General features: G+C 58.2%; 11 protein-coding genes. 1 reads left to right on the top strand and 10 read right to left on the bottom strand.

Going from position 1 to position 16,592, the window contains the following annotated elements; all coding sequences use genetic code 11:
• Nucleotides 1-72: 72 nt before the first annotated feature.
• Nucleotides 73-408: a hypothetical protein gene (locus VF639_RS22830; protein WP_331148268.1), complete on the top strand. Its 336-nt coding sequence runs from the start codon at nt 73-75 to the stop codon at nt 406-408.
• Between the two features lie 74 nt (nt 409-482).
• Here the strand turns inward: VF639_RS22830 and VF639_RS22825 are convergent, their stop codons facing one another.
• The 10 genes from VF639_RS22825 to VF639_RS22780 form a co-directional block, all read right to left on the bottom strand.
• The gene (locus VF639_RS22825) at nt 483-2,726 is read right to left on the bottom strand and encodes a xanthine dehydrogenase family protein molybdopterin-binding subunit (protein ID WP_331148267.1); all 2,244 of its coding nucleotides are present in this window, start codon (nt 2,724-2,726) and stop codon (nt 483-485) included.
• 12 nt (nt 2,727-2,738) lie between these two features.
• On the bottom strand, nt 2,739-3,722 hold the full coding sequence (locus VF639_RS22820; protein WP_331148266.1) for an FAD binding domain-containing protein: 984 nt from the start codon (nt 3,720-3,722) through the stop codon (nt 2,739-2,741).
• Nucleotides 3,719-4,366 carry a (2Fe-2S)-binding protein gene (locus tag VF639_RS22815; RefSeq protein WP_331148265.1) on the bottom strand — a complete coding sequence of 216 codons (648 nt, stop codon included), beginning with the start codon at nt 4,364-4,366 and terminating at the stop codon, nt 3,719-3,721. Before VF639_RS22815 ends, VF639_RS22820 begins: the two co-directional genes overlap by 4 nt.
• A 611-nt stretch (nt 4,367-4,977) precedes the next feature.
• Nucleotides 4,978-10,584: a T9SS type A sorting domain-containing protein gene (locus VF639_RS22810; RefSeq protein ID WP_331148264.1), complete on the bottom strand. Its 5,607-nt coding sequence runs from the start codon at nt 10,582-10,584 to the stop codon at nt 4,978-4,980.
• A gap of 30 nt (nt 10,585-10,614) precedes the next feature.
• A complete protein-coding gene (locus VF639_RS22805) occupies nt 10,615-11,670 on the bottom strand; it encodes a hypothetical protein (RefSeq protein ID WP_331148263.1) in 1,056 nt (351 codons plus the stop codon).
• 136 nt (nt 11,671-11,806) lie between these two features.
• Nucleotides 11,807-12,028, bottom strand: a complete 222-nt coding sequence (locus VF639_RS22800) for a PID-CTERM protein-sorting domain-containing protein (RefSeq protein ID WP_331148262.1) — start codon at nt 12,026-12,028, stop codon at nt 11,807-11,809.
• Between the two features lie 297 nt (nt 12,029-12,325).
• A complete protein-coding gene (locus VF639_RS22795; RefSeq protein WP_331148261.1) occupies nt 12,326-13,771 on the bottom strand; it encodes a T9SS type A sorting domain-containing protein in 1,446 nt (481 codons plus the stop codon).
• 441 nt (nt 13,772-14,212) lie between these two features.
• On the bottom strand, nt 14,213-14,785 hold the full coding sequence (locus tag VF639_RS22790; RefSeq protein ID WP_331148260.1) for a hypothetical protein: 573 nt from the start codon (nt 14,783-14,785) through the stop codon (nt 14,213-14,215).
• Between the two features lie 69 nt (nt 14,786-14,854).
• Entirely contained in the window at nt 14,855-15,517 is a 663-nt protein-coding gene (locus tag VF639_RS22785; protein ID WP_331148259.1) for an NAD-dependent epimerase/dehydratase family protein, read from the bottom strand.
• A 407-nt stretch (nt 15,518-15,924) separates the two neighbouring features.
• A complete protein-coding gene (locus tag VF639_RS22780; protein WP_331148258.1) occupies nt 15,925-16,521 on the bottom strand; it encodes an HD domain-containing protein in 597 nt (198 codons plus the stop codon).
• Nucleotides 16,522-16,592 lie beyond the last annotated feature (71 nt).

Genomic DNA, 16,592 nt, shown 5'->3' with positions numbered 1-16,592 from the left:
ATTAAACTTTGGGCTGGTTTTTGCGTCTAAATACCAGTTGCCAGTCCCTAATGTGACTAGCTGCTAGTACCTATGAAAAAGCTCCTGAAATTTCCCTTTATACTTGCCCTGCTAGTGGCAGGTACTTTGCTGACTGGTTGTGCTGGTTCCACCCAAGCTGTAGTTTCCACCGGCCCGGCCGGCTACTACGGCGACTATTACGGTCCTCGCTACCGGCCCTATTATGGCCCGCGCTACTATCGTCCATCTCGCGTGATTGTACAGCCCGCTCCCGTCATCGTGCGGCCCCGTGTAGTACACCCCAATCCAGGCTATTACAACCGTTCGAATAACGGCGGCTACCACCGGGATGGTGGCTACCGCAACGGCGGCGGTGGTTACCGTGGCGGCCGCGGTGGGCGCTACTAGAAGCACGATCTGCTAACGCAAAAAAGACCAACCAGCTTGCTGGTTGGTCTTTTTTGTAAATACGAGGCAGGCCTCTAAATCAGCTTATCCGGCGTGATGGGCAGCTCGCGGATGCGCTTGCCGGTGGCGTTGAACACAGCGTTGGCAATGGCCGGCGCGGCCCCAATAATGGCTATTTCGCCGATCCCCTTGGTACCCATGGCATCTACTATCAGGTCGGGTTTGTCCACGAAGGCTACCTCGATGGCCGGGGCATCGGCATGTACGGGCACATGGTAGTCGGCGAGGTCTTTGGTGATGTAGCGGCCGAAACGGTCATCTATCATGGCGCCTTCGGTGAGGGCCATGCCAATGCCACCAACGGCGCCACCCAGCATCTGGTTGCCGGCTGTTTTGTGGTTGACGATAGTACCCGCATCGGCGCAGGAAACCATTTTCTTTACCCGTACCTCGCCGGTCAGCTGGTGCACATGCACCTCGGCAAAATGCACCGAAAACGAGTACATCGAGTACTTCTGCCGCTCGTTGCCCGGCTTGGATTCAATGACCACGGCCACTTCCTGGCCGTTGTTCTGCCTTACCAGGTCGGCATACGAAACCTTGGCGGCGGCATTATTGGCCAAGGAAAGTTGGGTGCCCTGCATAACGATATCGGCGGGCTTGGCGGCGCTAAAGGCCGGACCAGCTAGTTGGTGCAGCTTCTCTTTGAGCGCCGCACATGCCTCCACCACAGCCGAGCCCACGGTGTTGACCGTAGCCGAGCCACCCTGCGACGGCGCATCCGGAAAAGTGGAGTTGCCCAACTCGAAACGAACTTTTTCGGGCGGCAATCCTAGCGCATCGGCGGCCAGCTGCACCATTACGGTAGCCGTGCCGGGGCCGATGTCGGTGGTAGCGCTTTGCAGCACCACCGTGCCGTTGCCAAGCAGCTTGGCACCGGCCTTGGAGCTGCCGCGGTTGGCGCCGAACGTGCCCACGCCCATGCCGTAGCCCACCAGCCAGTCGCCTTGCTTGTTGGTGCCGGGTTGCATCCGGCGGTTTTTCCAGCCAATTCGGTCAGCGCCCATCTGGTAGCATTCCTTCAAGTACTTAGTTGACCAGGGCTTGCCGTTGTCGGGGTCGACGTTGGTGTAGTTGCGCAGGCGGAATTCCATCGGGTCCAGGTTCAGTGCGTGCGCCAGCTCGTCCATCGCCGATTCCAGCGCGAAGGCACCAGTAGCTTCGCCGGGACCGCGCATCCAGATGGGCGTGCTGATATCAAGGGGCAGAATCCGGTAGCGCGTGCTGATGTTGGGGCTCTGGTACATCATGCGCGTCTGCTGCACCGTCGACTCGGTGAAGTCCTCATAGGTAGAGGTCTGGCCCGTTGCTTCGTGGGTGATGCCCACCAGCTTGCCATCGGGTGTGGCGCCGATACCAATGCGCTGCCAGGTGTAGGGTCGGTAGCCCACCATGGTAAACATCTGCTCGCGCGTGAGCACCAGCTTCACCGGGCGGTTCACCATTTTGGCGGCAATGATGGCAGCTGTTTCGTGCGGCCAGTTGTGCAGGCCGTTGCCAAAGGCGCCGCCCACAAACGTAGCAATGACTTTCACGTTCTGCTCGGGAAGGCCCCAATCCTTGGCAAAGGCCTTTTGCGTACCCTTCACGGCCTGTACTTTGTCGTACACGGTGAGTCTGTCGGGGGCTTCCCAATGAGCAATAATGGATTGCAGCTCCATCGGGTTGTGCATCTCCGAGGGAATTATGTACTCCATTTCCAGCTTCACCGGCGCGGTTTTGTAACCATCCACCTGGCCCCGGTCGTGGTCGGCCTGCGGCGACTTCGGGTTCTTTTTCGCTTGCGCGGGCACTTTGGCCCGGTCGGTATGGGCGTTGAAATTGGTGGCGTGTTGGTCGGCTTCGTACTGCGTCTTCACCAGGCCCGCTGCGTAGCGGGCCCGCTCCAGCGTATCGGCCACCACCAAGGCAATGGGCTGGTCGTTGAAAACGATTTTTTCGTCGTGGAACACGCGCAGCGGCTGTCCGGCTGTTGGTGGCTCGTCGGGCTGGCTGCGGTTGGCGTTGCCGGGCACCTTAATGGCGTTCAAGTGCGTGATAACGGCCAATACGCCAGGGGCCCGCTCAGCGGCTTTGGTGTCGATGCTTTTGATGCGGCCTTTGGCAATGGTGCTGCCTACCAGCACGCCGTGCACGAGGCCCGGCAGCTGATATTCGGCCGAGTATTGGGCGGCGCCGGTTACTTTCAGGCGGCCATCTACGCGGTTCATTCGGTTGCCTACCACGCCGCCGTCTTTGAAGAGAGGTTGCTCGTTCATAAAATAGGGGCTTTAGGCCACGTTGGTAGCGTTTTTGAGAGCCTGCACGATGGCATTAGGCCCTAGCTTTAGTTTGAAGGCGTTGTGCTTGAACGCTTTGGCTCCTTGCATAGCAATAGCGGCCGCCGCCTGAAAAGAAGCTTCCGTGGCGGGCTTGCCTATCAAGGACTTTTCGGCCTCAGTCAGCCGCCAGGGCTTGTGCGCCACGCCGCCCATGGCCAAGCGGGCATCTTTGATGATGTTGTTTTCCAATTGCAGCGCCGCCGCTACCGACAGCAACGCAAAGGCGTAGGAAGCCCTTTCGCGCACTTTCAGGTAGTGCACATTCTTGGTGAAAGGACCTTCGGGCACTTCCACGGCCGTTATCAGTTCGCCGGGCTCCAGCGTAGTGTCGCGTTGCGGCAGGTCGCCGGGCAAGCGGTGCAGCTCCCCGAACGGGATGCGCCGGTCGCCTTTGGGGCCACTAACCAGCACGGTAGCATCCAGCGCTACGAGGGCCACGCTCATGTCGGAGGGGTGTACGGCGATGCACTTATCGGAGAAGCCGAAAATGGCGTGCATACGGTTGTAGCCTTCGAGGGCACCGCAGCCAGAGCCAGGCTCGCGCTTGTTGCAGGGCAGGGCCGTGTCGTAGAAGTAGGGGCAGCGGGTGCGCTGCAGCATGTTGCCACCGATAGTGGCCATGTTGCGCAACTGCGCCGAGGCGCCGGCATTCAGGGCCTGCGCCAGCAGCGGCAGCCTCTCCAGCACCTGCTTGTCGTCGGCGACGGTAGCGTTCAGAGCCATGGACCCGATGCGGAACGTGTTGTTCTGGCGCTCCAGCTTGTCGAGGGGCAGGCGGCTGATGTCGATGAGGCGCTCCGGATTCATCACCCCGCGCTTCATCAAGTCGAGCAGGTTGGTACCACCGGCAATGAACTGCGAGTTCTGGTCTTTGGCGCGGGCATCGATAGCTGCCTTCGGCTTGCTCGGACGGACGTATTGAAACTGGATCATACCTTTTGTCCTCCGTTTTTAACTTCCTGAATGGCACTTACAATGTTGGGGTACGCCCCGCAGCGGCAGATATTGCCGCTCATAAACTCCCGGATTTCCCCCTCGGAGTCCGCCTTCCCTTCCCGAATACACGCCACCGCCGACATGATCTGGCCCGGCGTGCAGTAGCCGCACTGGAAGCCGTCGTGCTTGATGAAGGCTTCCTGCATGGGGTGCAGGTCGTCGCCTTTGGCCAGGCCCTCGATGGTCGTGATTTCGCGGCCGTCCTGCATCACGGCCAAAGCCAGGCAGGAATTGACGCGCTTGCCATCGATGTGCACGGTGCAGGCGCCGCATTGGCCGTAGTCGCAGCCTTTTTTGGTGCCGGTCAGGTGCAGCTGCTCACGTAGCAAGTCCAGCACCGTTACGCGCGGCTCCACTGACAGCTTGTAGTTTTTGCCATTCACGGCCAGCTTCAAGCCAACTTTTTCAAAAGGAGCGGCAATTTTTTCGTCCCATTCGGCAGCGGCGGCTTGCACGACCGGACCCGGCGTGAAGGCCAGTGCCGTGAGCACCGAGGATTGCTTGAGGAACTGCCGGCGCGCCGCATCGTGGCCGCATTGTGGGTTTTCCGGCTTGGAATCAGGAGTTGAGTCAGCCATCATGAGTGAGTATAGAGGCTTGGCTTGGCGCGCAAGCCGGTGGTTAAATCGAGGTATTTAGGGTGGCTACTTTCGGGGCCAGGTCATTCATGGACACCCATGGTAGCACGTAGGTGGCTTCAACAGGCAAACAAATTGGGCTAAGACAGGCAATTCAATCTAGGAAAAATAGTATACTGCCCGACTAATCTAACTACTTTCTGCAAGTTTTCCGCCGCCCGTAACACCTTATAGGTTTACGGCAGAAACAGGGGAGTGTTCAGAGTTGAAACCCTGTTTTTTGCATTTCTGAAGCTATTGATGAGGTTCGGAAGGGCTGGCGCAGCTGGTTGCTTTTTTGGGGGAGCTCTTACGCAGCCGGACTTTGGAGTTCGTCTTCCCTTGCTTGAAAAGCAATTTTCTGGAATTGAAGCGTGTTTTGCGCCTGACGACTTTCTAATACTAAAAGCTAGTTCCCCTCTCCGCTTGGAGAAGGGCTAGGGGTGAGGTTTCCCGCGTAAGAGCAAACTATTTGCCTTGAAATAAAAAAGCCAGCGACTAGAAGTCGCTGGCTTTTGCCTGGTTGGTTTTGCTTCCTCTCGAAGAGAGCCACCGTAACAAAACCTGGAACCAGGTTATTCGCGCACCAAGCGTTTCACAACGATGCCCTGCTTGGTGAAAAGGCGAACTGAATACACGCCCGTAGGCAAATGAGTAAGGTCGAGCTGCTCGTGCACGATGCCGGCGCGGGGCTGCACCGTGCGCTTAAGCACCACCTGCCCGAGCGTGTTGAGCAGTTGTAGCTGAATCTCGCCCGTACCCGTTAGTCCTGCCATTTCTAACGTGGCCGTACTGCTGGCCGGATTGGGATAGAGGTGTGTAGCCGCTTGTAGCGCGCTGGCCGCCGTGGCGGCCGGCCGGCCAGCTTGTATCCAGAGGTAGAAGCGCTGCCCGCTGTAGCTAGCCACCATGCTGAAGGCATAAGAAGGCGTGGTTGCCAAATTCTGCCGCACGCCAAGTTCCCGGTCTTCCAGCCACACCTCGGTGCCTGCAGGCATATTCAGGAGTTCGGTGGCTTGCAACGTATGCGCGCCGTTCTGGCTAACACGCACCGCGAGCGGGATACTAGGCACGTCAGTTAAAGTGGCCAGCGCATTGATAGCCAAACCGTGGTTGCCAGCAATGGTCCAGAGAGAAGGTAGGCCGTTGCCGTTGAGCTGCACCTTGTAGGCATCGTAGGCAGTATCGAAAGCAGTTGTGGCAGCAGGGTCGAAGTACACCACAGTTTCGTCGGCTTGGCCGCTGGCGTTGCGGGCACTCAGCCGAAGCAGGGGGCGGGTAGAACTTCGGCTAGCCGTGCCTCGCTCGAAGGTAGGGTTGAGGTAGGTGGTGGCGCGGGCTGTGCTAGGCAAGCTCAAGGTAGCCGTGGCGGTGGTGGCCCGCACGAAGAACCCCTGCATGGCCGCCAGATCCTTGCTGCCGCCGTTTTGACCCACCCCGTTTACATAAGAGCGGTAGCTGCCCGAATAGGGCCCGGAAGGCACGTACACGTACAACGCTTTATCCACGCCGGGCGCGGCGGGCACTAAATCCCAATCCAGCGGAGAGGGGAAAGGGTTGCCCAACAACTGCCAGCCCGACTCCGCGTAGGGGCCGCGTGTAAGCGGGTAGCTCACGTTGGCACTGGCCAGCGTACCGGAAATATCTACCGTGGAAGCCGGGGCCGTTTGAACCGAGTACCCCCGGCCCGCCGTCAGGTTACCAGTAGCCTCGGGTACCATCCAGCCAGCATCAAATGTGTTGCTAGTGGCATTCAAGCGGGTTTCATCGTACTGGAATAAGGTCGGGAAAGGCGACGCGGCATTGCCTAGGGTGTTGTATGCGGGGTTTACGTTGAAGCCCGCCACATCATCGGCAAACTCTTGTACAGTAGCTGTACCCGACAGCATTGGCGACGAGAAGTGCCGATAGCCTTGCACCGAACCCGTAACAAACCGCTCCATTATGGCCCGCCCCGTCACGGTGCCGCCACCCACTGGGTTCACCACCATCGCTGTGCCCGTAGCGTCAGAAAGCAGCGTGAGGTTGCCACCCGAGGCCAGGTTACCGCTGGTGAGCGTCAGCAAGTGCCGCACGCCCGCCGCGCTTTGCAGCGTCACGCCCGTCGGGTTGTTGACCGTCAGGTCGTAGAAGCGCAGAACTCCGGTGCCGCCCAAGGTTTGGGTGGTAGTGCCCCTGCACAGCAGCGTACTGGTGCCCGCGTTCAGGGTGCCGTTGTTTACTAGGTTGCCGAGCAGCTCGAAGGCGTCGCCCAACGACAGCGAAGCGCCGTTGGCTACCGTCAGGTTAAGGGCCGTAGCAGCGGTGTTGCTGGTGCTAAGCACCGGATACGTGCTCAGTCCGCTCGGAATCAGGACGTTGCTGGAACTAGTGGGCACCGTACCGCAGCTCCAGTTGGCAGGGTCAAACCAGCTGCTATTCACGGCCCCGGTCCAGGTGAAGGCTCCAGCAGCAGTTATCATGATATCCACCCCGTTATCAGCCCCAATAGTGGCGGGTTGGCTGCCCACCACCCGAATCCGGTAGCCAGCGCCTGGCGCGGTGCCGGCCGGAATGGTGGCCGCAATGGTCCCGCTCGTGCTGCCAGTCAGCGTCCCAATGGTTACCGGGCTACCGCCAAATACGCCCGTGGCCGTTGAAAGCTGCGCTGTAAATACGTTGCCCGCCGTGAAGCCACTGGCCGTAAAGGGCACGCTCAGCGCCGTGCCTGCGCAGTAGCTTCTGGCCAAAGTACCCGTCTGAATGCTGGCCCCTTGCGTGGGGGGCGTTACAACCACTGTGGTGCTGGCCGTGGCGGTGCAGCCGTTCAGGGAAATCGTCACCTGATACACCCCCGCATTAGCCGCCGTAGCCCCGCTAATGGTTTGGTTCGGACCCATCGCCGAGTAGTTGTTGGGCCCGGTCCACTGGTAAGTGGCGCCACTGATGCCGGTGGCCGTCAGGGAGATGCCGGAGCCTGCCGCTACCGGCGAGTTAGAGCCCGCCGACGCCGTAGCTAGGTTGATGATGCTTAAAGGCGGGCTGCTGCTGTTGCTGACTATTATTGGGCTGCTGCTTTCCAGGCGAATCCGGTACCCGGAACCGGCCGGGGTAGCGGGGGGTATCGTCACGCTCAGCGTGCCCGCGGCGGCCGTGGTTACGGTAGCTGAGCCCACAACCGGACTGCTGCTGGAGAACACGCCGCTGGCATCGGAAAGCACCGCCGAAATGGTATTACCCGCGTTGAAATCTGGGCCGGCGGCAGTGTAGTTCACGTTGAAAGACGCCCCCACGCACACTGGCCCCGTAGCCGACACAGAATTCAGTACCAACGTAGTTCCTGGCGCCACCGGCGTTACCAGCACCCGCACCGAAGCCGTATCGGTGCAGCCTGCCGCGTTGGTCAGAAATAGCCGGTAGCGGCCCGACTGCGAAGGCTGAGCGTTGGTGATTTGGGGGTTTTGCTGGAAGCTAACGGTGCTGCCCCCGCCCGTTGCATTCGTGAAGACCCACTGGTAGGTATTGCCGGTAGCTGCCGGGCCGCCTTGCAGCTGGAGCGTGTTGCCCGCCACCACCGGCGAGTTGCTGCCCACCGTTACTAGTGGCAGGGCATTTACCGTCAGGTCGGAGCCGTTGTCGTTGCTGACGATGGTAGCCGGATCGGAGCCCACCAGCCGGATCCGGTAGCCGCTGCCCGTGGCCGTGGCACGGGGCAGCGTAACGGTAAGTGAACTGGTGCCAAGCCCGCTGAAATTTCGGGTGCCGATGCTGACAGGGCTGGCAAACGAGCCGCTGGCATCGGAAAGCTGCGCGGTCAGCACATTGCCGGTTGGGAAGGCGTTGCCCGTCACGTTGAAGGTGAGGCTGCGCGGCGTAGCCGGGCACAGCGGCCCCGTAAACGGTGTCAAGGTCAGAATCGGGTTGGTGGAAGCCTGTACCGTCACGTCCACGAAGCTAGAGTAGCTACAACTGCCGAGCGTTACGGTCACCGTGAACCGGTTCACGCCGGGGTTGGTTGCACTGGCAATGGTGGGGTTTTGGAGAGTGGAAACATAATTATTTGGCCCCGTCCAGCGGTACGTGGCCCCCGGATAAGTGGGCGACACCGTTAGGTTGATGGGGCTGCCGTTGGTTACCGTTGCCGGACCAGTTGCTTGGCTTACCGGCGCGGTATTTACAGTCAGGTTCACCACGTTTTCCGTCCCGATAACAGCCGGATTAGAAGCCACCAACCGCACCCGATACCCAATACCGGCTGGCGTAGTCAGCGGAACAAGTCCGCTGAGCGTGCCGCCATTAGTGTTGGCGTTAACCAGCGTACCAAATAGGGGCGCGTTGGCTGCAAACACCCCACTGGCGTCGGACAGTTGAAGCTTGAACTCGTTGCCCGTCCCAAAAGCCCCTGTGTTGGTGCTAAACGGTACCGAAATCGTCTGCCCGGCGCAAAACGTGCCCGGCGACACCGTGCCCGTGGCAATGGCCGGCGGGTAGTTGTAGCTTTGCGCCGAGCAAGCCACACCGGCCGGCGTCGTCACGCAAATCTGGCCCGACGAGCCGCCTACCGGGGCCGCCACCGTCAGGCTGGTGGCGGTATTGTTGGTGATGGCACCCGCCGCCACGCCATTGAAGCGCACAACCGTAGCCCCGGTCAGGTTGGTGCCCATAATGGTAACCGGCGTGCCGGCCGGGCCGCCCGTGGGCGTGAAGCTGGTAATGGTAGGCCCCACGCAGTTGAAGTAGAACACGCCCGCGTTGGTTAGCTGAATGCCCTGCGAAATGGTGGGCAGCAACAGCCGCAGCCGCACGCCCCGCACGTCGTTCTGCACCGTAGCCAGCGTCCGGCTCACCAGCACCGGCGCGGTTTGGTTGGCTGGCAGCGTTGCCTGAAAATTATCGACTGTAGTCCAGTTGTTCAGGTTGCTCGACACCTCCACCTGCAAGGTGTAGCTCACCGCCGTACCGTTCACGTTTTGCAAGCTCAGCTGCACATCCGACACCGTTTGCAGCGCCGTACCCAAATCCACCTGCGCGTAGTAGCTGTTCTGGAACGTAGACGAACTGCCCGTCACGGCGTTGCCGTTGTACATCTGCTCCACGGCCGTAGCTGTAATGCCGCTGCCCGTGTAGCTGGCGGCGGGTCGGTTGGCGGCCAGGTTGGGTGAGCTGGAGCAGCCGCTCTTCGTAAAGCTGCGGTTCAGCACCTGGCTCCATTTGCCGGCCGCGTCGCGCACCCGCACAAACAGCCGGTGCGGCCCGTCGGCCAAGGCCGTGGCGTCGGCCAGCAGGTTGAGGCTGGTGAGCGTGGCCGCCGGCGTGGCAACGGGCACGTTGGTCGCTAGGCCGTAGCCGGGGTCGGTGTCGAAATAGTACTCGGCTTTATCGAGGTTGGGCACCATAGCCACCGTGGGGTCATCCACGTAGAAGATGCGGTTCTGGGTCTGGCTCCACCGGCCGACTACGTCGCGGGTGCGGTAGAACAGCGTGTGGAAGCCCACTGACAACGAGCCAAGCCCTACCGAGAAGCTGACGCCCGTGGCGTTGGTGCCGCCCGTAATAGCGACGCTGCTGCCCCGTCCGTAGCCAGGGTCGGTATCCACGAAGTACTCCAGGGCCTCCAGGGCAGGCGTAGTGGTGTTGATGGTCGGCTCGGTGTAGAAAATCTGCCGCTGGGTCTGGCTCCAGGCGCCGCTGGCGTCGCGCGAGCGGAAAAACAGACTGTGAAAACCCGGCCCCATCGCGCCGAGTGGCACAGCAAAAGTCTGGTTGGTGAGCGTGTTGCCGGGCGTGCCGGGCAGCGCTACGGCTGTAGCCGCCCCGAAGCCCGGATCAGCATCCACAAAGTATTCCAGCCGGTTGAGGGCCGGGGCCGGATCGGTGGCACTGGTGCCCACGTAAAGCAGCTGCTTGTTGGTTTCACTCCAAAGGGTGCCACCCGCTCGGGAGCGGATAAATAAGGTGTGAAAGCCCGTCGGGAGGCCACTCAGATTCACGGGAAAGCTCAGGCCGGTAAGCGTGGCCGCCGACATGGTGGGTAGCGTAACGGCCGTACCAAGGCCGAAGCCGGGGTCGGTGTCGAGAAAGTACTCCACCCTATCAAGGTTAGGGGGAGTCTGGGCGTGGAGCGGCGCAAAAAAAGCCGACATTACCGCCATCAGTACAGCCAGCAGCAGCCGGCCGCCCCGCATCATGCGCAGGAAGTCCATAAGAAATACGAAGGAAGCTGTGGGGCTGCCCTAGTTGTTGGACCGGGTGCTGATGGTGGCGTTGAGCGTGTTGCCCGTCACCGATTGGTTGTACTGGTAGATGGTGGGCACGTTCGGGATACCCGACAAGCGGTACGGATTCACCCCACCAAACGCTCCCACGTTCGTGCCACTTTCACCGGTGCCAATGGCCGGATTCGGGGCCGCCCGCAACACGAACGCGCCATCGGTAGAACCAGTACCGCCCACAAACATAGCCGTAGGCGCCACGTTCTGCTGGTTGCCGTTGGCCGTGCCAAAAGCCGTGTTGCCGCTGATGTTGTTGCTATACGCGTTATTGCGCGGCGTGAAGTTATTGCCGGTGCCGGTATAGGTCAGGATGTTATTCTTAATGACGGCGTTATCCACGTCAATTCTGTAGGAGCTGCTGCCTGTCAAATTGCCAATCACATTGTTGGTAATCAGAATATTACTGAGGCGGGTAAACTGCCCTGTGGGAGTTGTTATATTCCCGGTGATAATGTTGTTGATGATATTAACATTGCTAACGGCTGTAGCCGCTGTCGAACCTGGATATAAGTAGACATCATAGCCATTGTCAATAAAGTTCTGCCGGACGATGATGTTGCTCACGCCCACGGAACCTACAGATGGATTGTAGCCGATATAGCAATAACTGGTGTTAAAATAATTGCGCTCCACGGTGATATTGCTGGCTCCAATACTAGCACTTCCGTTCAATCGACACCCGGTAATACGCGAGCCGGCGCTGCCATTGGCAAACGTAACGGCATCGGTAATCGACTCTCGGGTATCCAACTGCAATCCGGGATTCTGCGTCAGGAAATAGCCGTTCCCAATAATGGTGAGCGGGCGGACGCAAACCAGGGGGCCGTATGAAATACTGCTGGGTTCCAGGTAAATAATGTCGTTGGCGGCTGAGGCGTCGTGGGCGGCTTGCAAGGTGGCGTAGATGTTGGTGCCAGTGACGCCAACGTTGTTGCAGCGGCGGATGACCTGGGCCTGGGCGGCGAGGGTGTACAGCAGTAGCAGGCTGGTAAACAGGGTGGTAAAGGTGGTTTTCATAGCGTAAGGGTAGAGGTTGAAAAGAGGGTTGTTAAAGGAAAAACAGGCAAAAGCATAGCCACTCCTAGCGTTTCAGCCAGGAGGCATCCAGTCGATGACACACTAAAGGGGCGGCCCTATATCGGTGGGCTACGGCCTACCGGCGCAGCTTGCGCAAGCGTCGGAGGCCATAAGCGGCCCCAGCCGCCAGCAGCAGCGAGGCGCCGCCATCAATGGGCACGGCGGTGGGCGTAGGCCCGCCCGAGCCGGGTCCTTGCGCCCGGAGGCTGCCCGCAATCAGCAGTAGCACGAGTAGTAATAAGACCGGCTTCAACCAGGTGTAAAGCCGGTGACTGATGAAAGTAGAATGTGGTAACATACATTTGAAGCTAAGGTGACAAAGACGAGTCAGGTAGGTGTCTGGCAAAGCAGGGCAGTTGCCAAACGCAGGCGCAGAAAGTGGTAGCGCAACTATTTGTACTATATGAATTTATATTTGTAAATATTGGCCTAATATAGGCTAAGCGCAATACCTAATTTTAGGTATTTTGTAGGTGCGAAGCCTGCTGGACGCCAGAAGCTTACGAGTTGCTTTGCAAAGCCATGCGCGCAGCATATCACCCCGCTAGAAGGTCAGCGAGGTGCTTCTCTCAGGAGCTTGATTAAGGAGACAAAGCTATTGGCGTACCAGCCGTTTGGTAATAGCCCCTTCGGCGGTGCGAATACATACAGAGTACACTCCTGCTGGCAAGCCAGCTAAGTTCAGCTTCTGATGTACCGCGCCCGCTCGCGGCTTTAGTTGGATGCTTAGCACCACTTGGCCTAGCATATTAACTACCTCAGCGCTGGCCGCTGATGATGTATGGAGGCCAGCAAGCGTAAGCGTGGCGCTGGAACTGCTCGGGTTAGGGTAGAGCGAAACCTGCCCCCGGAATATGGCCGGCTTAGTGGCTAACGCAATAGATTGGAAGTTAAAGTAATAAGCTCTTAACATACTCACATAGGCATTAGCTGTCGGATCAAATTGCTGTTCGAGCCGGCGAATAAGGTCATTGGTAGCGTTGTAGCCGTTGATGTTGCGGCCGCCTTGCGTTGTTACCCAGCCATTGTTACTCCAGTTTTCGAGGCTATAGCTCGTGAATTGATTTTGAGCATCAAACGAGTAGGTAACGCGCATACTGTTCACCCAGGTGCTCCCTTGCAGCCGCTCGGTTAGCTGTACATAGCCTGGGTTTGTGGCTGCATAGGTATAGTTGTAGCGTGTACTCAACTGCCAGGCGGCCCCGTCCCAGGTCTGGCCTTCACTGTAAGTGATTCGTTGTTGCGCGTCGCGATTAAAGTTTAACTCCCTAAGACTGTTCGTCCAGGCACCGTTTTGCCAGTACTGAATAGTCAGTGTGCTAGTCAGGACAGCGACGCCATTGTATGTATAGAGGTAGCGGGCCTGGGGCACAAAAACGCCGGTATTTAAATCCCAATTCGCGGAAATAACTTCGGTTAAGCGGCTACTCGTGTCGAAGCTATAGGTGGAAGAGCTGCCCCAATTTGTTACCCACGCTCCATTGGTCCATATCTGGCTCAAGTACTGCGTTTGATAGCCTTGGGCATTGTAGGTAATCTGGGTGCGGTACGCATTAACCCAGGCGCCATTCGTCCAGGCCTGATCGAGATACTGCGTTACACGGCCTTGGGCATCATAGCTTATGAATGTCTGATTGGAATTTTGCCAGCTTGTACCATTCCAGGTTTCCCCCAGATACAGGGTAGAATGACCGGTAGCGTCGTAGGTATAGGAGGTGCGGCTGATAGGGCGTTGTGAAGTGGAATCCAGAGAAGTAGCTTGCGTTATAAGCGCCTGATTGTTGTAGGTGCTAAGCTGGATGGTCGGTGCCGTCCACTGATTGGTTGCCCGATTCCAGAGGTAAGAAGAACTTCGCGTTGGTACCCGCACCGTGGCAGTAGGTCGGGCGGGAGCAGGAAGCTGCCGGTGAAACTGACCCTCAAGCCGCTCTAGCTCAGTTAGAGGCCGCGGAGCCCGGTCGGTAGATTTTGGTAGCTGAGCCAAGGCTGGCGCCAAACCCGATGTCCAGCTAAGTACAAGGAAGAGTAGGGAGTGCTTCATAGCGAAAGGGAGTAGATGAACGGCAACAAAAACGACAGCAGGATGAGCAAGAAAAGACCTTTATAGATCTGATTGCTAGTGGGTTACTTGTTATATGAATATAACATTCCATGGAGTAGGCGTCAATACCTACTTCTAGGTATTTTTTGATTGGAGTTGTTAGCGCTACTCAGTTTAGTGTAGCAGCGCGGGGTAACGCTTTCCGAGCTAGGTAGTAGCTAGTAGGAAGCTGCTTTTACAAGCTGAATATGTATTTCGTAAACACAAAAACACCCCATCAGAATGCCTGATGGGGTGCTGAGAATGAATCGAACAAGCGCCTGATACAGGCTGATTAGCAAAACCGGACAAAGAACTGATCAGGTTCTAAACGAAGTGATACGGCCCCTGTAAAACCCGTACCACTACCGTACTATGCTAAAACGCTAAAACGCTAAAACGCTAGAACGTGAAGCGCAAGCTCACGGCCGCGTCGTTGTAGAAGCCGGTGTAGCCATTAAATACCTCGAAGAACGGCTTGTAGTCGACACCCACCACGAACGGCAGATCCTCTATCTTGTACTCTAACCCCAGAACCAGGTCGGCCCCAAAGGCTACGTAAGTAGCGTCATCGGTGTAGTAGACGTAGAGGTCCTTCTTGTGGTACCGATAGAAGCGGGCATCCGCGAAGTAGTAGCGGCCCCGGTAGGCGCCGGCGTGGAAGCCAGCACCGTAGTAGAATTGTAAGCCTTTCACATCAGAAATGCCTTTGTGCTTCTCGCCCAGTAAGGTAAGCCGGACCCCGCGCGCTTTGTACTCCGTCGTCAGCAGCCCTTCGATAGCAACCCCGTTTTTACCACTTAGAAAATGTTTGATGGTAAGCCCCGAAGAATAGCCACCACCCCGCAACCCAATTCCAGTGCTGTAGCTACTACTGCTACCGCCGCCGCTACTCTTTTTTTTGCTTTGGGCCGACACTACCTGCGTGCTACAAGCCAGCGCAATACCCAACGCAAAAAGGGTAAAATTCTTCATAGTAAAATGATAAAAATGAAAACTAATTCCAGTAAATATACTGACACAGGCGGATATAGGGCGGAATTATTACATAACGGTAGTGCGGGCTATTTCGTCGGACAGATGCACCTTGATGCCACCACCGTCGTCTTCGGCAGCGCGTAGCATGGCGCGCGCTACGGCGGCGGCGGGCACGGCCCGGTACTTGCGCAGGGGCCCCAGCAGCAGGGGGGTGAGGGCCCGGAGCAGCACTGCGCCGATTTGTTCGCCCGTCCGCTTTTCACTTCGCTCACCGAGCAGCAACGAAGGCCGGAAGATGTGAATCGCTCGAAAAGGTGTTTGGCGCACTGCGGCTTCCATTTCGCCTTTTACCCGGTTGTAATAAAAGCGCGATTCAGCATCGGCCCCCATGGCCGACACCAGCAGCAGCTGCGAAGCAAAGTTGCGGGCCGTCAGGGCGGCCAGCGCTACCACGTACAGATAATCGACGCGGTAAAAAGCGTCTTTAGAGCCTGCTTGGCGCATAGTCGTGCCGAGGCAGCAGTACACGTCGTCGGCAATTAAACTCATACTGTGTTCTTCGAGGCGGTCGAAATCGAGGATGCGCTGTTCCAGCTTGGCGTGCACCTGGGGCAAGGGTCGCCTTGCTACCACAATAACTTTGGCATAACGGTCGGAGGCCAGCAGTAGGGGCAGGAGCTGCGAACCAATCAGGCCAGTGGCCCCGGCAATGAGAGCGGTTTTGTGCATAATATAAAGAAGTAGCAACGGGTAGCCGAAAGCCTGATACCCGAACAGCTAGCCTTCGCGCTTAGCCGTTGGGGCCTGCCGTGGTACGTAAAACCCGCTCGCAGGGTAAGGCAGTGGCGGAAAGATGCTACTCGCACCGCAAGCGTTGCTTACTGTCTGCAAAGGGCTGATTAGGGCAGTTGAAAAGCGAATGCGGCCCTTCGCTCTATACCAGTTAAGGTAAGTAACAGAGCAGCCATATAGCGACTCTAAGAAGCTGTTTGAGTTAGCCAAAGAGCGATTAGAACGAGGTAGAGACGCCTCTTTGCGTCTCGGCGCCCGCACCAACCCGCCGATGTTGTTCAACGCCGAGACGCAAAGAGGCGTCTCTACATTGTTCGTTAGTAATGCGGCACTGAGGCCGCAGACTATTGCAAGGAAGTCGAGAGCTTCTCTCGAATTTCCGCTAACCGAGCCTGCTTGGGGGCTTCGCGCCAGGCAGTAGCCGTGGTGGTCCAATAGTGGTGCTGGGCCAGAAATTGTTCTTGCGAGCGGTTCCAGGCTTCTTCGTCGGCCGTAACAAGCTGCCGCGCCTGAAACTCCAGAAATAAGGTGTGCGCTATCGGCTCGAAATCGGGGCGGCCTAGGTAATCGAGGTCGGCATCGCAGAGGATTTCGGCCAGGTGCGAGTGCGGGTCCTGGGGCAGCCGGGTGGCCATAATCATGGCGCAGATAGTTTCAATCTGGGTGGGCTGATAATCGAAGGTGGGCAACACCTCCCGCACGAGGGCGCAGCCCTCGGCTTCGTGCCCGGTGTAGGTGCGCAGAAAGCCGGTGTCGTGGTAGAGAGCGGCCGTGCGTAGTAGTTGGCGCTCGGTTTCGTCGGTGATGCCTTCGGCCGTGGCCAGCTGCATGGCGGCCTGCGTTACGTCGAGCGTGTGGTGCACGCCGTGGTAGTAGAGAATGGCGGGCAGTTGCGTGCGCAGCTGCAACAAAACATATTCTTCGGCAAGCGCAACGTTCATGGGTTCCAGCTAACGGTCGGAAAACACAGCAAGATATTCATACAAACAGATAGGACAGCCCAGCGCGCTTA

Source organism: Hymenobacter sp. (genome assembly GCF_036387835.1).
In the GTDB taxonomy this organism is placed as follows: Bacteria; Bacteroidota; Bacteroidia; order Cytophagales; family Hymenobacteraceae; genus Hymenobacter.
This window is presented reverse-complemented; position numbering and strand designations above follow the sequence as displayed.